This window comes from Terriglobia bacterium, assembly GCA_020072785.1.
GTDB lineage: Bacteria > Acidobacteriota > Terriglobia > Acidiferrales > UBA7541 > Acidiferrum.
Window position 1 is genome coordinate 722,611 of record JAIQGG010000001.1, and the last position, 22,354, is coordinate 744,964.

The 22,354-nt window shown below is 54.3% G+C and carries 18 protein-coding genes; all 18 read left to right on the forward strand.

What is annotated here, in order from left to right; translation table 11 throughout:
- The first annotated feature begins 488 nt into the window (after positions 1–488).
- The 18 genes from LAN61_03115 to LAN61_03200 all read left to right on the forward strand — a co-directional run bounded on the left by LAN61_03115 (position 489) and on the right by LAN61_03200 (position 22,335).
- Positions 489–1,085: a UpxY family transcription antiterminator gene (locus LAN61_03115; GenBank protein MBZ5539492.1), complete on the forward strand. Its 597-nt coding sequence runs from the start codon at positions 489–491 to the stop codon at positions 1,083–1,085.
- A gap of 411 nt (positions 1,086–1,496) precedes the next feature.
- Positions 1,497–2,303 (forward strand): sugar transferase, encoded by an 807-nt coding sequence (locus LAN61_03120; GenBank protein MBZ5539493.1) that lies wholly within the window; start codon positions 1,497–1,499, stop codon positions 2,301–2,303.
- A 213-nt stretch (positions 2,304–2,516) separates the two neighbouring features.
- Complete coding sequence (locus LAN61_03125) at positions 2,517–3,521, forward strand: Gfo/Idh/MocA family oxidoreductase (protein ID MBZ5539494.1); 1,005 nt, start codon at positions 2,517–2,519, stop codon at positions 3,519–3,521.
- Positions 3,404–4,015, forward strand: coding sequence for an N-acetyltransferase (locus LAN61_03130; GenBank protein MBZ5539495.1), 612 nt, complete (start codon positions 3,404–3,406; stop codon positions 4,013–4,015). Before LAN61_03125 ends, LAN61_03130 begins: the two co-directional genes overlap by 118 nt.
- Positions 4,012–5,223 carry a DegT/DnrJ/EryC1/StrS family aminotransferase gene (locus tag LAN61_03135; protein MBZ5539496.1) on the forward strand — a complete coding sequence of 404 codons (1,212 nt, stop codon included), beginning with the start codon at positions 4,012–4,014 and terminating at the stop codon, positions 5,221–5,223. The genes LAN61_03130 and LAN61_03135 overlap by 4 nt, the downstream gene beginning before the upstream one ends.
- A 227-nt stretch (positions 5,224–5,450) precedes the next feature.
- Positions 5,451–6,254 (forward strand): polysaccharide deacetylase family protein, encoded by an 804-nt coding sequence (locus LAN61_03140; protein ID MBZ5539497.1) that lies wholly within the window; start codon positions 5,451–5,453, stop codon positions 6,252–6,254.
- 90 nt (positions 6,255–6,344) lie between these two features.
- On the forward strand, positions 6,345–7,439 hold the full coding sequence (locus LAN61_03145; protein ID MBZ5539498.1) for a DUF354 domain-containing protein: 1,095 nt from the start codon (positions 6,345–6,347) through the stop codon (positions 7,437–7,439).
- A gap of 240 nt (positions 7,440–7,679) precedes the next feature.
- Positions 7,680–8,789: a DUF354 domain-containing protein gene (locus LAN61_03150; protein MBZ5539499.1), complete on the forward strand. Its 1,110-nt coding sequence runs from the start codon at positions 7,680–7,682 to the stop codon at positions 8,787–8,789.
- A 41-nt stretch (positions 8,790–8,830) separates the two neighbouring features.
- Complete coding sequence (locus LAN61_03155) at positions 8,831–9,928, forward strand: hypothetical protein (protein MBZ5539500.1); 1,098 nt, start codon at positions 8,831–8,833, stop codon at positions 9,926–9,928.
- 130 nt (positions 9,929–10,058) lie between these two features.
- Positions 10,059–11,345, forward strand: coding sequence for a UDP-N-acetylglucosamine 2-epimerase (non-hydrolyzing) (gene wecB, locus LAN61_03160; protein MBZ5539501.1), 1,287 nt, complete (start codon positions 10,059–10,061; stop codon positions 11,343–11,345).
- Between the two features lie 330 nt (positions 11,346–11,675).
- Entirely contained in the window at positions 11,676–13,310 is a 1,635-nt protein-coding gene (locus LAN61_03165; GenBank protein MBZ5539502.1) for a hypothetical protein, read from the forward strand.
- 267 nt (positions 13,311–13,577) lie between these two features.
- Positions 13,578–14,753 (forward strand): GNAT family N-acetyltransferase, encoded by a 1,176-nt coding sequence (locus tag LAN61_03170; GenBank protein MBZ5539503.1) that lies wholly within the window; start codon positions 13,578–13,580, stop codon positions 14,751–14,753.
- A gap of 64 nt (positions 14,754–14,817) precedes the next feature.
- Positions 14,818–15,606 carry a glycosyltransferase family protein gene (locus LAN61_03175; GenBank protein MBZ5539504.1) on the forward strand — a complete coding sequence of 263 codons (789 nt, stop codon included), beginning with the start codon at positions 14,818–14,820 and terminating at the stop codon, positions 15,604–15,606.
- A gap of 174 nt (positions 15,607–15,780) precedes the next feature.
- Positions 15,781–17,283, forward strand: a complete 1,503-nt coding sequence (locus LAN61_03180) for an oligosaccharide flippase family protein (GenBank protein MBZ5539505.1) — start codon at positions 15,781–15,783, stop codon at positions 17,281–17,283.
- Between the two features lie 82 nt (positions 17,284–17,365).
- Positions 17,366–18,835 carry a hypothetical protein gene (locus tag LAN61_03185; GenBank protein ID MBZ5539506.1) on the forward strand — a complete coding sequence of 490 codons (1,470 nt, stop codon included), beginning with the start codon at positions 17,366–17,368 and terminating at the stop codon, positions 18,833–18,835.
- Positions 18,832–20,025 carry a glycosyltransferase family 4 protein gene (locus LAN61_03190; GenBank protein MBZ5539507.1) on the forward strand — a complete coding sequence of 398 codons (1,194 nt, stop codon included), beginning with the start codon at positions 18,832–18,834 and terminating at the stop codon, positions 20,023–20,025. Before LAN61_03185 ends, LAN61_03190 begins: the two co-directional genes overlap by 4 nt.
- Before the next feature lie 189 nt (positions 20,026–20,214).
- The gene (locus tag LAN61_03195; GenBank protein ID MBZ5539508.1) at positions 20,215–21,081 is read left to right on the forward strand and encodes a glycosyltransferase family 2 protein; all 867 of its coding nucleotides are present in this window, start codon (positions 20,215–20,217) and stop codon (positions 21,079–21,081) included.
- Positions 21,082–21,390: 309 nt separating this feature from the next.
- The gene (locus LAN61_03200; protein MBZ5539509.1) at positions 21,391–22,335 is read left to right on the forward strand and encodes a glycosyltransferase; all 945 of its coding nucleotides are present in this window, start codon (positions 21,391–21,393) and stop codon (positions 22,333–22,335) included.
- Positions 22,336–22,354: the final 19 nt, after the last annotated feature.

The following is a 22,354-nucleotide window of genomic DNA, read 5'->3' on the forward strand; positions in this document are numbered from 1 at the left end:
CTTCAGATGGCTTGTGCGCTCCCGAAAAGCATACTGATTGGGTGAGATTCTAGATCAGATACATGATGGATTTTCAATCTGCAAAAATGACAAAATAGGCTATTTTTCTCCTCTTTACGAGGCCGGGAATTGTCAATAAACTCTTATAATTCTGTTATTTACGACAAATTCTTTGCGACAAAAGCAAAAGAATTGCCTCTCCCCAGGAATCTGTTTACAACAATCGGGCAGGTGTTTTCTCTAGTTTCCGGATATGTCTAAAAGTCGAGGCTAGCAGCCATTTTCTTAGTTGACCATTGTTGCTGTAATGCAATGTAAATAAAAGACTTAACCATGGACATGAAAATTGTTCAAAATTGGGACGAGTCTTTGGTTCTGGCAGATGAATTGCCCCGTTCTATCTGCAACAGGCTGTCGACTGGGACTTTTATGGCGGTAGCCTATCAAGAGCAATTAGGTCCATTGCAGTGCATTCCTGGAGAGGCCCCTTGAACGGACTCGCAGTGCACCCAGAACCAAAAGTAGTGAGGTTTCCTTGGTTTGCCTTGCAAGTGCGCTCGCGGAAGGAAGACTGGGTCGCCTCCCAGCTGGCAGGGCAAGGCTTCGAGTGTTTTCTCCCGAAATACAAGACAATTCGGCGGTGGTCCGATCGTATGAAGGAGCTGGAGCAGCCACTCTTCCCGGGCTACCTGTTTTGCCGGTTCGATTATCAGAATCGCCGGCCCCTCGTGATGACACCTGGCGTGATGCAAGTCATCGGCGTTGGTCGCACCCCAATACCGATCGAAGAGCGGGAAATAGAGGCGATTCAGCTGGCCGTTTCTTCCGGTTTGCCAAGCCAGCCCTGGCCGTACCTCGAAGTCGGTGAACGAGTGCGGGTCAATTACGGGAACCTCGATGGCCTGGAAGGTATCCTGGTCAACTTTAAGGGCAATCATCGGGTCGTTCTTTCGGTAACCCTGCTTCAGCGTTCGGTTGCCATGGAAGTCGATCTCAGCTGGATTACTGCGGTGCAAGAACAGCGGAGTGCGCAGGCAGCAAGACATGCAGTGCGCCCGGCGGTCAGTGTCCCCGTCGCGGGCTGAGATTCAAGTGCAACGTATTGATATCGAGAGATAAAGACCATGAGCCCACTGAACACCGATCTACGAAAAGAAGAGCGACGGGAGAAACGGAGAATCACCACGCACGTGCCAGTCCGGAACGCACGTCGTGTGCCGGCGCGGGTGTTGCTGGCGGAGGAGCCGTTTGTCTCTATGCTCTACCTCGAACGGCGGCGCGCAGAACGGGCCCCAAAACGCTTCGTCCTGATGTTGATGGACGTGAAGCAGGTTCTTGCAGATCATCAGAAAAAATCCACGATCGCCAACATCAGCGCCGCGTTGATGGAATCGATTCGCGAAACCGATATCATCGGCTGGTACCTTGAAGATCATCTGATTGGCGTAATTGGGACGGAGATAGGAGAAACCACTCCGAAGATGGTCCAGACACGGATGCTGGACAAAGTACGCCAGGCATTGCACAAGTCACTAGGCGCGGACAAGACCCGGCTGATCCCCTTCTCCTTCCACTTTTTTCCGGAGGAAAACGACGAAAACAATACGGATCATTCCGCCAACATCACACTGTATCCGGATCTTTCCCGGCAGGATGCATCGAGAAAATTTGCGTTGAGCGTCAAGCGCGTCATGGACGTCGCCGGCAGTGCGGCCGCTCTTGTGATCCTGTCCCCCATCTATGCAGCGATTGCCCTGGCGATCAAGATGAATTCAAAGGGGCCTGTGCTTTTCCGGCAGGAGAGACTCGGGCAGTACGGCAAGCCATTCACGGTTTTGAAGTTCCGTTCGATGCGCACCGACTGTGACCCCCGAATTCACCAGGAGTACGTGAATCAATTCATCGCGGGGCAGGTGGAGGGAAAAGCGAGCGATGGCAGCGCGCCAGTATTCAAGATTCAAAAAGATCCGCGCGTGACACCCATTGGGCGCTTCCTGCGCAAGACCAGCCTGGACGAATTGCCGCAGTTCTGGAATGTGCTGCGCGGGGACATGTCCCTGGTGGGGCCGCGCCCCCCGATCGCCTACGAATTCAAGGTTTACGACGTGTGGCATCGCCGCCGCGTCTTGGAGATCAAGCCGGGAATCACTGGCCTCTGGCAGGTGCATGGCCGGAGCAGGACGCGTTTTGACGACATGGTGCGGCTGGATCTGAAGTATGCGCGCGTATGGTCCATCTGGCTGGACCTCAAGATTCTCGTGCAAACGCCGGCTGCGGTATTCAACGGTGAAGGCGCTCATTAGAAACTGAAAAAGTTCCTCAGCGGGCCTGTCCGAGAAGCGTAACGCGCTCGCTCCACACCCGGACGCGCAGGTGCAGTTCCGATACATGCGATGCATCTCCACGAGCCATAGCTTTGAACGTCCCTACAGTATCTCGCTGAAAGGCGGCGCAGTGTCCCCCTGCGCCAGTTGAATTGCGAGTCACGCAAACCGCGTGCTGTTCTAAGGAGCACCATGATCCGAGTTGGCATAATCGGTTACGGGTATTGGGGTCCGAACATCGTCAGGAATTTTCATGCCCATGATTCCTCCGAAGTCGTGATGGTCTGCGACAAAAGCACAAAATGCCGGGAACGGCTGGAGAAGACCTATCCTTTGATACCGTTCACAACGGACGAGAACGAAATTCTGAAATCACGGAATGTCGACGTGGTCGCCGTGGTGACGCCCGTCTGGACGCACTTCGAACTGGCCAAAAAGGCCCTGGAGAACGGCAAGCATGTCTTTGTCGAGAAGCCTTTCACCAGCAGTGTGGCCCAGGCAGAAGAACTGATCGAGCTTGCGGACCGCAAGAATCTGAAGATCATGGTGGATCACACCTTTCTGTTTACGGGCGCAGTCAAGAAGATCCGGCAGCTGGTGGACGAGAAAGCGCTCGGAGATCTCTATTACTATGACTCGCTGCGTGTGAACTTGGGCCTGTTTCAACATGACGTGAACGTCATTTGGGATCTTGCGCCGCATGACCTCTCCATCATGGACTACGTGATTCGCGAGAAGCCCGAAGCCGTGGTCGCTACCGGGGAGAAGCATTTGAACGGCGTGGAGGACGTGGCGTTCATCACGGTCTACTTCCCGAAGCGCATCATCGCGCACGTGAACGTCAACTGGCTCTCCCCCGTAAAGGTCCGCACCACGCTGATCGGCGGAGAAAAGAAAATGCTCGTGTGGAACGATCTCGAGGCCGACGAAAAAATCAAGCTTTACGACAAGGGCGTAAGTATGTCCACGAACCCGAGTAACCTGCACCAACTCCTGGTGAGCTACCGTTCCGGAGATATGTGGGCGCCGCAAGTGGAGCAGATTGAAGCGCTGCGTGCGGAAACTGCGTACTTCCTGGAATGCATCGAGAAGAGCAAGACACCGTTCAACGACGGGGCAGCCGGACTGCGCGTCGTGCGAATTCTGGAAGCCGCGGACAAGTCGGTGCGCAAGCGCGGCGAGGCGGTGTCCCTGTGAATGAATTCGTCTGCATTGCTCCCGACGTCAAGCTCGGCAAGGGCGTCAAGCTGTCCAAGTTTATTAATCTGTACGGGTGCGAAATCGGCGACGATACAAAGATTGGGGCCTTTGTCGAGGTCCAGAAGAACGCGCGCGTCGGCCGCCGCTGCAAGATCTCCAGCCACACCTTCATCTGCGAGGGAGTGGACATTGAAGACAACGTGTTCATCGGCCACAGCGTGGTGTTCATCAATGACTCCTATCCCCGTGCCACCACGGCCGACGGCGGGCTTCAGACGGAAGCCGACTGGAAGGTCGAGAAGACAGTCGTGAAGAAGGGGGCATCGATCGGCTCCGGCTCGACCATCCTGAGCAACGTGACCATCGGGGAAAACGCGATCGTCGGAGCGGGCAGCGTAGTAACGAAAGACGTTCCGGCCAACGCGATTGTCGTCGGCAATCCGGCAAAGTTTCGGCGGTTTATTTCTGAAGAGAAGAGAGCAGCGCAATGACGAGCACAGCGAAAATCCCATTCCTCGATCTCATTACTCCCCATCAAGAGCTGCATGCGGAACTCCTCGGGGTTGTCGAGAAGGTGCTGAGCACGGCCGGCTTCATTGGCGGTCCGATGCTCGACGCATTTGAACGCGAGTTTGCGCTCTTTTGCGGCGCGAAACATTGCGTCGGCGTGAACAGCGGTACGGATGCGTTGCGTTTTGCCTTCCTGGCGGCGGGCATTGAGCCCGGCGGCATCATTGTCACCGTGCCGCATACGTTCATCGCCACGACCGAGGCGATTTCGCAAGCCGGCGCGCACGTCGCCTTCGTGGATATCAGCGAGTCCACCTACACGATGGATCCGGAAAGACTGCGCGAATATCTGGAGACGCAGTGCGAATTTGACAGCAAGCGCGGAAAGTTGAACGAGCGGGCGTCGAAACGTCCGGTTTCTGCGATTGTTCCGGTGCACCTCTACGGACAGACCGCCGACATGGATCCGATCCTGGAGCTGGCGGCGCGCTACAACCTCATCGTGGTCGAGGATGCCTGTCAGGCGCACGGTGCGGAGTATTTTTCGAAACGCGATAACGTCTGGAAGAAAGCCGGTTCGATGGGACAGGCCGCGGCGTTCAGTTTTTATCCAGGCAAGAACCTCGGGGCCTGTGGCGAAGCGGGCGCAACCATAACCAACGACGAAGCCATGGCGCAGCGCATGAAGATGATCCGCGACCACGGTCAGGCCAAAAAGTACTACCACGACGTGGAGGGCTATAACGGGCGTCTCGATGCGCTGCAGGCCGGGATCCTGTCGGTGAAATTGCGCCACCTGACAAAGTGGAATGAAGCGCGCCGTGACCTGGCGCACCGTTATCACGAGCTCTTCGCGGAAGCCAAAGGCGCGGTCGTTGTGCCGCGCGAAGCGCCGTGGACCAAGGGGATTTATCACCTCTACGTCGTGCGCGTGCAGGATCGCGAAGCGCTGCAGGCCCATCTTGCCGCTGCCGGGATCGGCACCGGCATCCACTATCCGATCCCGCTGCACCTGCAAAAGGCGTATCAGCACCTCGGCTACAAGAAGGGCGACTTCCCCGTGACCGAGCGTGTTGCGGCGGAGATTGTTTCGCTCCCCATGTTCCCGCAGCTCACGGCCGACCAGCAGAGGGAAGTCGCCGGCAAGGTGACCGAATTCGTTACGTCGAAGGTCGGCGCCTCCCACTAAGCTTGCAGAGCGCATGCAAGGGTTTCGGGTCTGTCTCGATATCCGTCGCGGACGATGCCCTCGGCCCGCCCGCCTAGCGCGCTCACGGGGCCGCATCACGCGGTCTGAATCGGCCAACCGCCGCAACATTTCAGGTTGAAACGTATATGCCTCGCTTAGATCGCTTGGCCACACTTTATCTCTGTCATCCGTTCATGCGACTCTTTGGACGGAATGCGGGGAGGTGCGTGCCGATTTTGATGTATCACAGCATCTCGGACAACCTTTTCGCCAAATCCCATCCGTACTATCAAATCAATACGTCGCCGAAGGTCTTTGCGCGCCAAATGAGATGGTTGAAACAGGCTGGCTATCGCACGATGGATCTGACGGAAATGCTTACCGCATTGGAAGCAGGCAAAGATCTTTCCCGGACTGTGGTTATCACGTTTGACGATGGCTACCGGGATTTCTATACAGACGGTCTTCCCGTGATGAAGCAGTGCGGTTTTACCGCAACGATTTTCCTGGCAACAGACCGGATCCAAAACACTTCGGCCCGAATAGAGGGCGCGGATTATCTGACGTGGCGCGATGTCCGAGAATTGCATGCCGAGGGCGTCCGGTTCGGCTCGCACACGGTGACTCATCCAGACCTGCGCTCGCTCGGCCCGGAGCAGATTGATTACGAACTGGGCTATTCGAAAGAAACGATCGAACAGAAACTTGGCACCCCTGTGGATTCCTTCTCCTATCCGTCTGCTTTTCCGGAAGAAGATCGTGACTTTACACGTTTTCTGTTTGATGCCCTGGAAAACCAGGGTTTCGAGAGCGGCGTATCAACGATCATCGGCCGCACCAGCCTCGGCAACAACCGTTTCTTTTTGCCACGCCTCCCGGTGAACTCCTGGGACGATCCGCGACTGCTCCGGGCGAAACTGGAAGGCGGTTATGACTGGCTGCATCTGCCGCAGTGGTTTGCCAAGGTCGTGTACCATAATGTTTCACTGATGCAACGTTCGAGCTGGATTGAGTCGGAAGAGGCGAAATGAAGACGGGGCACGAATACTGTCGTATTGTTTGATGCCAATCCACAACGAGACCAACAAGCGTTCTTGCCTCTATACGTGAGTTGAAAGATCATGAAAAAGAAAAAACAAACACCATCACCTGATGCCGGCAAAGTCTGGATTGATCTGGAGAATTCGCCTCACGTACCGTTTTTTGCGCCCATCATCGACGAATTGGAGAAGCGCGGCTACTCGGTTTTAGTGACTGGGCGCGACTGTTTCCAGGTTGCTGATTTGACTAAGCTTTTTAACATCGATTGCAAACTCGTGGGACATCACAGCGGCAAGAACAAGATCGCCAAGTTGCTGGGGCTCTGCCAGCGATCCCTCCAACTAGATCTGGCTGTGCTGGGGAAAAAGCCCAGGCTGGCTTTGTCTCACGGTTCCCGGTCCCACTTGCTTGCTTCTGCGATCCTGGGTATCCCCCACTTGATGCTATTTGACTACGAGCACGCCAAGCCGATGCCCTTGGTACAGCCAGATTGGGCAATGGTTCCCGAAGTGATCTCGACCGAGGCCGTACCATTTAATGCAGACCGTGTTCTCAAATACCCTGGGATCAAAGAGGACGTCTATGTTCCCCGATTCAAACCCGATCCGAGTCTTCGAGCCCACTTGGAAATCAAGGCTGAAGATTTGCTGGTCACCATCCGGCCGCCCGCCAATGAGGCTCATTACCACAACCCGCAGAGCGACGAACTCTATCATGCCGTGATCGACTTTCTGGGGGCGAAACCCAATACCAAAGTTGTGCTTCTGCCTCGAAATGACAAGCAGGCGGTTGCAGCGCGAAATAGGTGGCCCGGGCTGTTCGCTGCCGGGAAGGTCCAAATCCCGAATGAGGTTTTGGATGGCTTGAATCTGATCTGGCATTCGGATCTTGTGATCAGCGGCGGCGGGACGATGAATCGCGAGGCGGCTGCCCTGGGAGTCCCGGTCTATAGCATTTTTCGCGGTAAGACAGGAGCCGTGGATCGCTACCTCTCCGAGAACGGCCGTATGGTCCTTCTCGAAAGCGTGGAGGATGTGCGGACCAAAATTGTCTTGGCTCGCCGGTCCCTTCCCAAATCCAAGACGGCAAGTTCCGAGACATTGGAATTCATCGTGAACACTGTGGTTTCGCTCATGGAGTCGCCGCACCGGCGTCCATCGCCCAGAATTCAATAACGAGCATCGGGATCCCCGGCTGCGGCAAGATAGTAGAGGCCATCGAGCGTCGCGGGGATCGCTCCCAACCATTGCGCCCGTTAGACACCGCGGTTACTCATGCCCCCATGGCTTTCTTGGTTGGAAAGAAGAGCAAAAGTCAGTGTAGGCAATTTAGTTCTGGGAAGAGCTGAAAACATGCTACATCATATGCTAGCAGTGTTTGAGGACCACCCAGCGCCCTCTGAACCGAATTCCGATATGGAGTTTTCCGTGAGAGGATCAGAAGGCCACGTAAATCCAGGGACTCAAAAAAAGATCTGGATTGATCTGGATAACTCTCCTCACGTTCCTTTTTTTATTCCCATCATTGAGGAGCTTCAGAAGCGGGGTCACCAAATCCTGCTTACGGCTCGAGATTCTTATCAAGTTTGCGAGCTTCTGGAGTTTCATCATCTCGCCTGCAAAGTCATTGGGGGTCACTGGGGCAAGAACCGGGCTTTGAAAGCGCTGGGAACCTTATTGCGCGCCGCGCTGCTCATGCCCTTGGCGATCAAAGCGAAGCCGGACCTGGCCATCTCGCTCGTGTCGCGGGGCCAGCTTTTGACATGCAGCGCCCTGGCTATCCCAACGATTGTGCTGTTTGATTATGAGTTCGTAATGAAGATGCAGTTTTTGCATCCGGATTGGATCTTTGTACCGGAAGTGATACCGGAATCGGGGGCTGGTACACCCAAAAGAGAAATCTTGCGCTACCCGGGGCTAAAAGAAGATGTATATGTGCCGAAGTTCAAGCCGGATTCGACCATAAAAAAGCAGCTCGGAATCAACGAGACAGACTTGCTCGTTACAGTGCGCCCTCCAGCCACGGAAGCTCATTATCACAATCCAGAAAGCGAGAAGCTGATGAGTGCGGCGCTCGATTTTCTCACTCAGCTGCCCGATGTTCGCGTGGTCTTACTCCCTCGTAACGACAGGCAGGCCATAGCATTGCGGAAAGACTGGGGCGATTGGATTGCGAAGGGCAAGATTGTCATTCCGGCGCGTGTAATGGACGGATTGAACCTGATCTGGTTTTCCGATCTGGTGATTAGCGGGGGCGGGACGATGAATCGCGAAGCGGCGGCCCTGGGCGTCCCGGTCTACAGCATCTTTCGCGGCAAAATCGGAGCCGTGGACCGGTACCTTGCCGAAAAAGGCCGTCTCGTGCTTCTGGAGCGAGTTGCGGATATCCATACCAAAATTGTCCTCGAACGGAGGGAGCAGGCTCGTTGTGATTTTTCGACAGACAGCATCGCTCTTCGCTGTATATCGGAAGCAATTATCTCGATCGCGGAGCACCAGTGCCTACCAGCGCAACGCCAAAAGTGAGTTCTTCTCAAAAACAAAATCGCTCTAAACTTCCGGGAGCCATGAATCCCGACGTCTGCGAACTGAATCGCATGGCTTTGCGGGGACTCGTCCCCATGTTCGTTGCGGAGAAGCAACTCTTTTGCCACCGCTTGATCCGCACGAGCCTGGGAATGGTGTGCGAGGGACTTTCTCCGCGATACACGATCATGACTCTTCTGGGACTCCGCGAGCTCGAGCGCACAGGTGCACGTTCTCCTTTTGACGTGCATGCGCTCTATGCATCGTTCATCCGAGACACAACGTGGGTTCATGGTGCTGGCGATTTAGGTTTGTTAATTTGGTTGACCGCGGCATGCGCTCCTGATCAGGTCGACGGTCTTTTCCGCCATTTCGACTTGGCGACGGCGCTCGATCGTTATGGGGACGCCCGCGAAGCGAGGACGATGGAATTGGCTTGGTTCCTGGCAGGACTGTCTCATGCGGGGCTGGCATGCCCGGAAAAACTTCCAGGTCTCCGGGATTTGGCACTCGAAGCATTTCGCCGGCTGGAAAAGAACAAAGGCAAGAGCGGTCTTTTCGGCCACCAAAGCACGACAAAGTCGGTGGCAGGATTCCTCCGAGGACATATTGGCAGCTTCGCCGATCAAATCTATCCCATCTATGCGATGTCGAAATTTGCGGTCGCGTTTCATCTGGAGGCTCCGTCGAGTTCAGCCCTTGACTGCGCAGCAGCCATTTGTGGCGCACAGGGTGAGTTGGGTCAATGGTGGTGGCTGTATGACTCTCAAACGGGCCGGGTATCGAGCCGGTTTCCTGTCTATTCTGTTCATCAGCAGGGCATGGCACCAATGGGCCTGATCGCTGTCGAAGAAGCTACGGGTCGCAGCTTTCAAGAACCGATTTACAAGGGTCTGCGCTGGATCACCGGGGCGAATGAGCTCGGAGAGGACATGAGAGACACGTCGCAGAACTTGATCTGGAGATGCATCTATCCACGGCGAAAATACAGTAAGTATCTGAATGTTGTTCGGAGCCTTGTTCGAACGCCGAGTGACAGATCGTCAGAAGGAGAGCTCAGGATTCTGTATGAGGACCGGCCCTATGAATTGGGCTGGTTGCTCTATGCCTTCGGAAGGTTTGGAGTAGCAGGAAATTGAGTCTGAAACAGAAGCTATTTGGTCGCTCCGTCAAGTGGGACGCACGTTCGAAGTGACAGACGGGTTCCGTGAGCAAGTTTGGAAAGCAAGCCACAATCACAGGGTTTTTCGGAAGCCGGTAAACACCTCCATGCAAATTAAAATTGTCACGGTTGTTGGCGCTCGGCCCAATTTCATGAAAGCCGCACCGGTCCTTCAAGCCATCCACGAGCGCAACGAGAAAAAAGGTGCGCGGGGACTAAAGATTCAGCATCTGCTTGTGCACACGGGGCAGCATTACGACGCACTGATGTCCGACCGGTTCTTCTCCGACCTGAACCTGCCCAAGCCGGACGTGTACCTTGGCGTTGGTTCCGGTTCGCAGGGATCACAAACAGCTGAGATTCTGAGGAAATTCGAGGACGTAGCAGCCCAGGAATGGCCAGACGTCGTGGTTGTCGTGGGTGACGTCAACTCAACGGTCGCCTGTGCCCTGGCGACCGCGAAGCTTCCAGTAAGCGCAAACAGACGCAGGCCCTTGATCGCCCACATCGAAGCGGGCCTCCGCTCCTTCGATCGCATGATGCCGGAAGAAATCAATCGAATTGTGACGGATCACCTCTCCGATCTCCTTTTTGTAACGGAAAAGAGTGGATTGGTGAACCTGCGGCGGGAAGGAATCCCCAACAAGAAAATATTCTTTGTCGGCAACACAATGATCGACTCGCTTCTGGCGTTCCAAGAGCGCGCCGATGAGTCCCCCATTCTTGATTCATTCGGGTTGCGCGCGGGAACCAGCCGGAACGGCAGTCGCGGGGCGATCCAACCTTATGCCCTGCTCACCCTGCACCGCCCCTCGAACGTTGACGAAAAGGCAGCGTTCCTGAAAATCTTAAAAGGCCTTGAATATCTGTCATCCCAGTTGCCGATTATTTTTCCAGTCCATCCGCGGACCCGGAAACGCATCGAGGAATTTGGCCTTCAGCAATATTTCGAGATTTCGGAAGCCGCCGGTCTTTCACCCATAACCGCGCCGGTTGCGCCAACGGGTGCCAAGGGGATTCATCTGGCCGATCCTCTCGGATACATCGATTTCCTTTGCGTGATGAAGCACGCCCGCCTGGTCCTCACCGATTCAGGAGGAATCCAGGAAGAAACAACCTGTCTGGGTGTTCCGTGCGTCACCATCCGCGAGAATACGGAGCGCCCCGTGACCGTAGAACGAGGAACAAACGTTGTCGCGGGAACGTCGATTCAAGGAATCCGAAGAGCAATCCGGCAGCAGATTGGCCGCAAGATCCAGCCTCGGGTCCCGGAGAAGTGGGATGGCAAGACAGCCCAGCGCATTGTGGAAATCCTGGCTCGTGTCGCCAGTAGGCGCCATTCCGGCGCTGCAATCGAAGAACAACACGCAGTTGTGGGTGAGGTTCGGACTTGACAAGTAAAGCGCTTACTCGGGTTCGGACAAACAAAAGGCGAAAGCCCTCGTGGAAGATTCAGAGCGTTCGTCGTTTCTGGTTTTCCCACCGGCAGGGGTCGAATTCGTTCCGCGAGGACCTGAGCAGGACAGGGTGGCTATCCTGTACTCATTCTGGTCTGGTTGCCAGTTGTCCGGCTTTCGCAAGGGCTGTTACGGTGCCCATGGGGCAGACCAATGGGAGGAACAGGCAGGCTCGCTGTCCTCAATCTGTTCTCACGACCAGTGGCGACCCAGCCGCCCGATGGAATAGCATTCGGATTGGCGGTAATCGAGGCGGGGGAGACACAAATGCGGAATCTAGGTTTCATCGCGGTTTTCCTGGGCTTTTTCCTTTGCGCTGGCAGTGCCTCGGCGACAACGTATTACGTGGACTACGCGAGCGGAGCGGATACCAACAACGGGACCGCGAAGAGCACGCCGTGGAAGCGTGCCCCAGGAATGGTGGGCTGTGCGAATACTTGCTCCTCTACGACCATCGTGGCGGGGGATCATATCGTCCTAAAGGGCGGTGTGGTCTGGCCCAACGCCGTTATGACCTGGGCATTCGGTAAAAGCGGCTCTGCCGGGAACTACATCGTCATCGGCGGAACGGACCAGACTTGGTATGACGCTACAGCATGTTCGGCCAAGGGCTATCCCGGATGGTGCCGCCCGGTCTTGGACGCGGGGGGATTAACAGCTGGAACCAACAACTGGATGGTAAGCGCCCCCCAGTATACCGACTGGGAAAGCATTGAGTTCGCTCGCTTTGCCAACAATGCCGCTGACGGTGCCTATGGCCACAATGGAATGTTTTATATAGGCGGAACGCCGAATGTGACCATGAATGACTTGTATTTCCACAACTGGATTCACGCTGCCGGGCAGGATGGTGGCTGGGCCATCATGGCAGATTCGCACTACCCGTCAGGAAATGCTGGTTCCATTCTATCCAATTCCGTCTTCGACAATTCCGATAGTGCCGATGCCGGCTATATGAATTGTGGACCTGGGAACAACCAGCAATGCTCAACGGGTTCGGGTATTTGGGGCAGCATTCCTGATGTTCACAACTCCGTTTTCCGCTGGCTATCGAACGGGATCATCGGTCAAACCGAACTTTACTACAACAATCTCGTTGAATACTTCTATTTTTCCCCGGACACGGGCACGCACTCGAACGGATTTGAAACGAACGGCAGTACATCGCTCATCTATAACAACCTGTTCCGGCATTATCCCAACTACAGCGGATTTCCGCTGGCGACCAATCCGTGCTGCGACAGCTCCAGACCAAACGGAATCACCTACGTTTTCAACAACGTGTTTTATGATATGTCGAACTCGAATAACATTTTTGTCACGTCCCACTCTGGGACACAGAGTACGACCACGAACTATCAAAAAGTTTTCAACAATACACTGGAGTGCGGGCCAGATAGTGGTAGTCCTGGCAACACTTGCGGGAATTGTGACAACTACTATGCTGGGTGCGATTGGCAAAACAATCATTGGATTACCAGTCTCGCCACTCCTATCGTGCAGAACGGTGCTCCATCGAATTGCCTTTGGAACCAGAGCGGATGCGGGAACATCGTCCAGACGAAGGCCCAGGCGAACGCGCAAGGCTACAACTCCGGGCAGACCTATGGGTTTTCTCCGACCAGTTCGGGGAATGCCACCGTTAATGCCGGGGCCAATCTCACGAGTGCCTGCTCTGCTACTTTCACCTACACGAACGGAACCGTGAACTTGGCCCCACTGTGCTCTGACACTGGCTATGCCTGCACCTACAGTAGCGTGACACACACGGTAAGCTGCCCGGCGAGGAAGACGAACACGAGACCTGCGGCCCCAACATTGTGGGATGTGGGAGCCTATTATATCAGTTCAATGGCAAGCGCTCCGGCGGCTCCAATAGGGCTCACAGCCTTAGTTCAATAGGCCCAGGCGTGATCCGGCTTGTGCCCAAAAGACCTTTCAAATCGTCATTCCAGTAGTTAGTCGCTCAACGCAAGCGTCGGGTCGATGGGGGAACTAGAGTCTCCCGTGGATGAGCACGACGCGGGTAAAGCAGAATCTCAAGCGTAAATCGATTGACCTGCTTGATCCCTGCATCACTGATTCGAGCGATCGATCCACTCCATTCATATAGTGTCCCGACTACCTTCTGGTTGCCAACGCATAGAGTGGCAGCCCACAGGAGAAGTGATGGAATCAGGTGTCCATGTCAGAATTCTGAGGACCCTGGCCGAGGTTGAAGACATCCGCCAAACTTGGGAATCCTGGCCAGGCAATCGGGATTCTGACATAGATTTCTATCTGACAGTTCTACGCTCCTGTCCAGAAACTGTGCGCCCTCACATCGTCATGATCGGCCGTGGGGGCCAGCCCGATGCCATGCTCGTCGGACGGATAGACGACAGGCAGATTGATTTCAGAGTCGGCTATCTCCATTTGAAGTCTAAGGCCCGCATCCTGTATTTTGTTTACGGCGCCTTGCGAGGAAATCCGACAGCCGAAAACAGCGAACTATTGGTCCGCGAGGTTTGCAAATCGTTGTCTCAGGGAGAGGCAGACGTCGCATACCTCAATTTCCTCCGGACAGACTCTCATGTTTACGGGTTCGGGAGAAAAATCCCTGGAATTTTGACCCGCGACTACGTCCCCGCTACCCAACTGCACTTCAGCAGGACCATCCCGAAGAGTGCAGATGAGTTCTATCAGAGCCTTTCGTCCAATGCCCGATGGCAAGCAAAAAGCAAGCAGAAAAAGCTTGTGAAAGCGTTTTCTGGTGCAGTAAACGTGCGCTGTTTTCGGGAGGTCGGAGAACTCGACAACCTGATTCAAGATGTAGAGCGGGTCGCGAAGAGTTCTTACCAGCGTGGTTTAGGAGTCGGGTTCGTTGACAGTCCGGAGATGCGAGAGCGGTTGCGACTGAAGGCCCACAAGGGGTGGCTCCGTGCTTATGTCCTTTATGTTGCACAACGCCCATGTGCATTCTGGATAGGAGATCTCAATGGGGAGACCTTCGGCAGCGATTATCTAGCCTACGATGCAGATCTCGCAAAGTACTCACCGGGAATGTATTTAATCCTGAAAGTAATCGAGAGCTTTTGCAGTGGCAATGAGGACCGAGTGACCGAGGTGGACTTTGCGACGGGGCATGCTCAGTACAAGGAAGTGCTGGGAAACCGGCGATGGACGGAATCTGCGGTTTATATATTCGCGCCATCCCTCAGGGGATTTAAATTGAACGCTTTCAAGTGCTTCACGGGCGGAATCGAGCAAGTGCTGAGGCGAACCCTGGATGAAACCGGCCTGCTGCAGATGATCAAAAAGAGGTGGCGTGACCGCCTGAGGCAGAAAACATCAGGCGAGGATTAAGTGTACTGCCTTCCTGCAGAGAAGGCTGTGCTTGATGGATCGTTGCATGTACGGAGCTAAGATAATGTCGACTACGATGCCAATCACGTTCGCGATCGCGGTGAATAACAGAGCGGTATTGGAGCGCAACTTCTTGGCATCCCCTTGCCTCCGCGGGACTCACCCTCATCAGATACTTATTCAAGAGGGCTTCAGCTCTGCCGCGAAGGCCTATAATGACGCGATTGACAGATCCCATAACGACCTCATCGTATTCTGTCATCAGGATATTATTTTCCCTGAGTACTGGCTATTACAACTGGGACGCGCGCTTGATTATTTGGAGTCGGAGGACCCCCCGTGGGGAGTGTTGGGATGCTACGGCGAAACGAGCGATTATAAAGGGAGAGGACACATCTACTCCTCCGGCCGAGGTGTATTGGGAATGCCTTTTGACCGTCCCGTTCCGATTCAGACTCTCGACGAAATCGTCTTGATCTTGAGAAAATCGTCAGGTTTGAGATTCGATGAACGCTTACCCCACTTTCATCTCTACGGCGCCGACATTTGTATGGCCGCGATGAAAAAAGGAATGAAGAATTATGCGATTTCCGCCTTTTGCATACATAACACTCATCAGTATCTAGTCCTTCCCAAGGAGTTCTACGAGTGCTACAGAAGCCTCAAGCGAAGCTGGAAGAAAAACCTGCCGATCCAGACTACCTGCATTAAAGTCACTAAATTTGATCTCCCGATGTACAAGAGAAGACTTCAAGAGGTTTATCTGCGATATATCCGTCGAAAGGAAGTCGGGGCAACCCGTGAAGATAACGTGCAGCGACTGCTGGAGGAATTTAGAACTTCGTCCAACTAGCTTGTGCGCTATCGCTTCTGCTTGATTTTTGGCATGAGCTTCGTTTGCGCTAATCTGAAGGTCCAGACCGCAAGTGAAAAGCCTTCCCCATTAATTAGTTTGTCCGTCCCACACGCAAGGACATTCCAGGAACGGACTTCTACAGTACGATAGAAGCTGCACGCAAACTCAGACATGATGATAAATCAAAGACAAGAAAATATGGTTACGCGGGTGTATGGGCGAATCAAGCAGTCCGCGTCTTCTGTTTTTCAGGGGGAAAATCTCAAAGCCAAGGTTTTTCGCGGCGGAGCATGGCTGGGGGGCGCAAGCTTCGCGGAGCAGATGGCCCGGTTTGCAAGGAACATGATCCTGACTCGGGTGCTGGCTCCCGAGGCCTTTGGAATGATGGCAATTGTTATGTCCGCAGGCTCCCTGATTGACACATTCACAGACATAGGAATCAAGGACGCGATCATCCAAAACCCCCGCGGAGGAGAAGACAGATATCTGAACGCGGGCTGGTGGATGGTCGTGGCACGCGGGATTGTTATTTATTCTCTGATTTTTTCGCTCGCGCCCTGGCTCGCGCGGTTCTATGGAAATCCAGAACTGGCTCCCCTGATCCGGGTCGCGCTGCTCAGCGTTCTGTTCTATAGCTTTATGAGCGCCGGGGCGTACCTCGGGCTCAAACAGATGAAGTTTGGGAAGTGGGCGACGCTTTATCACGGCGGCGGGATTTTCGGCGTCGTGACTACCGTCATTTTGAGCTTTTATATCCCGAATGTCTGGGCGCTGGTGATTGGGTACTGTGCGGAAGCCGCTGGCCGCTGCCTCCTGTCCTATTTACTCTGTCCGTACCTTCCGCGATTCAGGTGGAACAACGATGCTGGCCGGGACCTGTTTAAGTTTTCAAGGGGCCTGTTCGGCCTGTCCCTCTTGAATCTCATCTTTGCCCGCGCCGACATTTTCGTGCTGGCAAAATTGTACTCCGCTGCGGAGCTTGGGCTGTACTCGATGGCCGTCTACTTGATTCAGACTCCCATAGGTTTCCTCATGGGTTTACTCGGACAAACTCTCCTGCCAACGCTCTCCCAAATACAGGGAGACGAAGGCCGTGTAAATCGGATATTTCTTCAAGTAACGTCGCTCCTCGTGATGCTCGGGATGCCTGCCTTCGTTTTTGTGTTCTTTTGTGGGCGTTCCGTCCTCACCCTCATGTACGGACACCCCTATAGTGCGGCTGCGGCGCCATTGATCGCTGCTTCGGCGGTTGCTCTCTTCAATACATTAAATGGACAGATAACCAGCGTCTTCTATGCACGGGGACTTCCGCAGCTCCATCGGACCTGTGTCCTGATTATGGCGATCGCGATGATTGCGTTGATCTATCCATTCGCGAAATGGTTCGGGTTTGTAGGCGCCCAACTGGCATGTCTCGTATCAGTTCTTCTTGGCTTTCTATTTCAAATGGCTCGCTTGCGTGCGCTCACTCGATTTGACCTATCACAATTTGGGAAACCCCTTCTTCTTTCCGGTGTCATATCCGTCAGTGCAGTCGCAGTCTGTCTTTGTGCCCGGCCCTTCTCCATATTTGCCAGCCCCGTTCCAAACATTCTGATCGGGACCTTGGGTTGCCTTGTCGCCTATGGGCTCGGCGGTGCGCTCTTCTTTCGGAGTGAAAAGGGAACCGCGTAGGTTACTTCGTCGTCAATGCAAGAGAATTGCAAAGGCCGATTGGGAGGCCACTAGGCCTTGAAACTTCTTCGAGAGGGATTCAGTGCAAGCTGACAATTTGAAATTCGGTGGTGGCGCCAGCGAAACGGCGCTCAACCCCCTCGTGGCGGTCGCAATGGTCATCACGATCGCACTGATCTGCGTCCTGCGGCGGAAATACGTGATCGCACCGTTACTTGCAGCGGCCTTTCTGATCCCCATGGACCAGGTGATTGTGGTCGGTCCCTTCCATTTCATGATGCTCCGCGTGTTGATCCTGGCCGGTTGGATCCGTCTCATCTGGACAAAGCTCTCCTCAAAGACGGAGATCTTCAGCGGGGGCATGAATGGGATTGACAAGGCCATGATTCTCTCCACTCTCATCGGCGGCGCGGATATCGTTCTGCTGTGGGGGAGTTCAGGAGCCTTAATCAATCAATTGGGGAATCTTTACACGGTCTTCGGCATGTACTTCCTGTTGCGCTTTCTGATCCGGGACGAGGAAGACATCGAGCGTGCCATACGAGTGTTTGCCTACGTAGCAGCCGTGATTGCCGTCGTGATGATGACTGAACAAGCGACTGGCAGAAATCCGTATAGCTTCCTCGGCGGACCACGTGAAGCGGTGCGCCAGCAGTTGATGGAACGAGATGACCGCTTTCGCGCGATGGCCGCCTTCGCACACCCGATTCTGGCAGGGGCATTTGGAGCAATTCTATTGCCGATTTTCATCGGCTTGTGGTCCCGAGGCAGGAAATTTCGAATCAGTGCGTTGGTGGGAATTTTTGCCGCCACGATCATTACCATCGCCTCCGTTTCCAGCACCCCTGCGTTGACTTATCTGGCGGGCATCGGCGCTCTCTGTCTGTGGCCCTTGCGCAAGCGGATGCGCCTCCTGCGGTGGGGCATGGTTACAACGTTGGTGTCGCTTCACTTGGTGATGAAAGCCCCGGTTTGGGCCCTGATCGCCCGAGTGGATGTGATCGGAGGGTCTTCCGGATATCATCGGTATTTCCTTGTGGACCAGTTCATCCGGCACTTTTGGGACTGGTGGCTTCTGGGCGTGAAGAGCTACGCGGAGTGGGGCTGGGACTCGTGGGATCTTGCCAACCAATACGTGGCCGTCGGTGAAGGTTCGGGTCTCATACCGTTCATCTTTTTTCTTGCCGTCATCGTGTACGGTTTCAAGTATGTGGGCTTGGCAAGAAAGGCAGTGGAGGGAGACAAAAGGAAGGAATTTTTCTTTTGGGCGTTGGGTGCGGCTCTTTTTTCCAATGTGATCGCCTTCTTTGGAATCTCTTACTTCGACCAAACAGTGGTCGCCTGGTACGCTTTCTTGGCCATGATCTCCACGGCAACCGCTCCCTTTCTTGTGTCGTTTGCCCGACCCAAGGATGATGCTGCCATCCAATCTTCACCTGCCGGTTTATTTCACACCTTTCCTTCGATGTCGCGTTCTAGGGAGAGGGGATCACCTTACGGAGGCGAGAGGCGACTGAAGGCAATCGATACCGCTAAGGAGCGAATTGGATGAAGATCATGCTCATCTGCAACGAGTACCCCCCGCGGCCCCATGGCGGCATCGGCACTTTCGTTCAAACTCTCGCGAGGGGCTTACATCGGAGGGGACACGAAGTGACCGTGGTCGGTATGGGCCTCGAAAGCGAGGAGAGCACAGACGAAGGGATCCCGGTAATTATTCTCCGCAAATGCAAAATACGATATGTAGGGAATCTTATATCCCGTCTCCGCATGCGCAGGTGGATATTCTCGCGTGTGAAGGCTGGCCAGGTTGATGTAATCGAATCGCCCGACTACTCAGGAATGTTGCCTTTCGGAGTCAACGGATGTCCAGTTGTAGTACGCTTGCATCAAACGGGAACCGCCCTCCGCTTAGATCGAGGGCAGAAGAAAGCCCGCGGTATCGCCTTCTATGAACGACGAGCACTTATGGCAAATCCCAACTGGATTGGTGTGTCTCACTACATAGTGGACTTGACCCAGCGGGTTTTCGGCGTTTTTCCCGGACGATCCACAGTAATTTACAATCCAGTTTCCATGCCACCCTCCGATCTCCCCGAGGTGGCTGGGTTGCCTGCCAACTACGTGCTCTACGCCGCTCAGGTTTCGCGGAGAAAAGGGGCGCTAATGCTAGCGGAAGCCGCTCGCGAGTTTCTGAGTCGCCACCCAGGCTTGCATTTGGTGTACGCCGGAGGCGAAATTTCCGAAGGAAGAAACCGCCCCATTTCAGAGGACATCCGGGAAATCGTGGGGCCCGATCTGTCTAAGCGTATCCACTTTCTCGGTCATGTGGATCGCGGAGTCGTTCTGGCTTGCATGAAGCGGGCCAGAGTTTTTGCGTTTCCCAGCCGGCTTGAGGCTTTTGGGCTCGTAGTCTTGGAGGCGATGAGCTGTGGTCTCCCCGTTGTGTTTTCAAAGAACCCGCCTGGTCCTGAAGTCATCGAGGATGGCATAACCGGGCTGCTTGCCGATCCAAATTCTCCGAAGGACTTCAGCGAAAAAATCAGCCGGATACTCGACGACCCTGAGCTTGCGCGCCGCCTCGTCGAAAACGCCCGCAGGTCGCTTGCAGAACGTTTTTCCGTGGGAAAGTGCATTGAGGAAACAGAGCGGTTTTACGGGGAGTGTCTGGACGCGGTGAAAAGCCCCGCACAAACATCGGCACCGGAGCTGCAGTCCGCGAGGACAAGAATCCGTAACTGAGAGGCAGGCTAGAGCGAAAAGAGATGCGGGCCGCTCGCGAAAACAGCTCTATCCTAGGCAAGCGGAGCGCAATGACTGTAATGGATCCCTGAAGGCTATAGCTCCGAAGACGGACACGGGGGTCTCGATGAGAGGTACCGAACACCGAGAGCAACCGGATTGAAGATTTTTCAGAAGTCCAATTATCCCATGGACATAAAATACGTAGTCATCACACCGGTGCGGGATGAAGAAGCTCATCTGAGATACACGATGGAGAGTATGGTTGCGCAAACCGTCCGTCCTCGAGAATGGGTGCTCGTGAATGACGGTTCGCGGGACCAGACAGGGAATATCATTGATGAATATGCGCGGCGCTATCCGTGGATTCGCGCTGTACACCGAGGGAACCGCGGTCATCGAAAGGCGGGCGGCGGGGTGGTCGAGGCATTCAACGACGGATACCACAGTTTAACTTACCCAGATTGGGAATTCATCGTCAAGTTAGATGGGGATTTGTCCTTCGAGTCCGGTTATTTCGAAAAATGTATCGACTATTTTCAGCGGGAACCCCGGCTGGGCGTGGGGGGAGGGGCCATTTATCACATTTTTAACGGAAAACAAGTGCTGGAAGAGTGCCCCGCATTTCACGTTCGGGGTGCTACAAAAATCTACCGGAGGACCTGTTGGGAAGCCATTGGTGGGTATTGGCCAGCACCGGGATGGGACACGATCGATGAGATAAAGGCCAACATGCTTGGCTGGACTACAAGGAGCTTCCCGGATCTGCATCTTATTCATCATCGATACACTGGGTCGGCTGACGGCCGGTGGGGTGGAATGGTTAAGAATGGGAGATCGGACTACGTTTGTGGATACCATCCGCTGTATATGCTACTAAAATGCATTTATCGCCTTACTCGCAGGCCTTACGTCATCGGCTCCATTGCGTTGCTGTATGGGTTCGTTACGGGTTACCTGAAACGGATTCCACGGGTAAATGACGCGGAACTAATCAAATATCTTCGGCGTCAACAACTCGGTCGGCTTACCGGAAGAGAGACTATTTGGAGATGACGAGAGGCCTCTCCAAGCATCCCATGACCGGGTAAGTTTCTTGGAAAGAGTCATGGTCCGTATGTTCTCGCAGCCGCTCCTTTTCGGAGCTATCGCAAGGACAATTGACCATGCCGATTTGCATCCGATGATGTTCGGTGATTTGCCGCGCACGTGGAGAGGCTGGCCGGCTCGGGATTTATAAGACTGGGATTAGTGGTTTTGAGCTCCCCCTGCGATGCGGACTTATTCGGGACGGGGCTTGGAGAGATCACCAAGGCTGTAGCACCCACTGAATCAGGGACGCAGAGCAGGCCATTCAAACCTCACATGGACCTTTCAATCATTTGCGTGAACTGGAACTCATTGGGCTACCTCCGAGAATGCATCGTCAGTATCTACGAATACACGCACGGGATCTCGTTTGAAGTCATCGTTGTCGATAATGCGTCATCAGAGGTGGGGGTGGAAACGCTCAAGGATTTCTTCCCGAATATCTCCATCGTACAGAGCAGCGAAAATCTTGGATTTTCACGCGCCAATAATCTTGGATTCGCTCATTCTTCCGGCCGATACGTGCTTTTTCTCAATCCCGACACGCAGCTAATCAGTCCGGCGATCAATATCCTGCTGGGATCTCTCCAATCGTTACCGGATGCGGGCGTCCTAGGAGCCAAGCTATTAAATAGCGATCTCACCATCCAGACGAGTTGCATCCAGAAATTTCCCGGGATTCTGAATCAGATCCTGGAGATCGAGTATCTGCGGCTGCGCTGGCCAGAATGTCCCTTGTGGGGAATTGCTCCGCTCTTCTCCAACGATGAGAAACCAATTCGTGTGGAAGTGATTTCTGGTGCGTGCATGATGTTGAAACGCGAAGTATTCGAGCAAGTGGGGATGTTTAGCGATGAATATTTCATGTACGCTGATGATTTGGATCTTTGCTACAAGGTCGAACGGGCCGGATGGACGAATTACTATGTGGGTGGGGCAGTGGTGATCCACCATGGAGGAAAGAGCACGAGTCAGCGCACGGCCAACCAGTGGGCGACAATCATGAAGTTCAAATCAATTATACAATTCTGTACAAAGACCCGGGGACGAGCGTACGGATTGCTCTATCGTGCCGCGATGGGTTGCGCTGCCTTAGGGCGCCTGACGATTCTCGGACTCATGTACCCTCTTGGCAGCATTGTGTGGAATAAGGAAACCCTCCAAGCGGCCTCGTCGAAGTGGAGTGCTGTACTGAAATGCGCCGTCGGATTGCAGGGTTGAGAGCCGGAGGACCGATCAA

Excerpts from the sequence above, each read along its gene's own strand:
- LAN61_03165 (MBZ5539502.1), top strand. The coding sequence starts at position 11,676 with ATGCGGAATCTAGGTTTCATCGCGGTTTTCCTGGGCTTTTTCCTTTGC.
- LAN61_03120 (MBZ5539493.1), top strand. The coding sequence starts at position 1,497 with ATGCTGGACAAAGTACGCCAGGCATTGCACAAGTCACTAGGCGCGGAC.
- LAN61_03150 (MBZ5539499.1), top strand. The coding sequence starts at position 7,680 with ATGGAGTTTTCCGTGAGAGGATCAGAAGGCCACGTAAATCCAGGGACT.
- LAN61_03155 (MBZ5539500.1), top strand. The coding sequence starts at position 8,831 with ATGAATCCCGACGTCTGCGAACTGAATCGCATGGCTTTGCGGGGACTC.
- LAN61_03170 (MBZ5539503.1), top strand. The coding sequence starts at position 13,578 with ATGGAATCAGGTGTCCATGTCAGAATTCTGAGGACCCTGGCCGAGGTT.
- LAN61_03180 (MBZ5539505.1), top strand. The coding sequence starts at position 15,781 with ATGATGATAAATCAAAGACAAGAAAATATGGTTACGCGGGTGTATGGG.
- LAN61_03195 (MBZ5539508.1), top strand. The coding sequence starts at position 20,215 with ATGGACATAAAATACGTAGTCATCACACCGGTGCGGGATGAAGAAGCT.
- LAN61_03200 (MBZ5539509.1), top strand. The coding sequence starts at position 21,391 with ATGGACCTTTCAATCATTTGCGTGAACTGGAACTCATTGGGCTACCTC.
- LAN61_03190 (MBZ5539507.1), top strand. The coding sequence starts at position 18,832 with ATGAAGATCATGCTCATCTGCAACGAGTACCCCCCGCGGCCCCATGGC.
- LAN61_03125 (MBZ5539494.1), top strand. The coding sequence starts at position 2,517 with ATGATCCGAGTTGGCATAATCGGTTACGGGTATTGGGGTCCGAACATC.
- LAN61_03135 (MBZ5539496.1), top strand. The coding sequence starts at position 4,012 with ATGACGAGCACAGCGAAAATCCCATTCCTCGATCTCATTACTCCCCAT.
- LAN61_03130 (MBZ5539495.1), top strand. The coding sequence starts at position 3,404 with ATGCATCGAGAAGAGCAAGACACCGTTCAACGACGGGGCAGCCGGACT.
- wecB (MBZ5539501.1), top strand. The coding sequence starts at position 10,059 with ATGCAAATTAAAATTGTCACGGTTGTTGGCGCTCGGCCCAATTTCATG.
- LAN61_03175 (MBZ5539504.1), top strand. The coding sequence starts at position 14,818 with ATGTCGACTACGATGCCAATCACGTTCGCGATCGCGGTGAATAACAGA.
- LAN61_03145 (MBZ5539498.1), top strand. The coding sequence starts at position 6,345 with ATGAAAAAGAAAAAACAAACACCATCACCTGATGCCGGCAAAGTCTGG.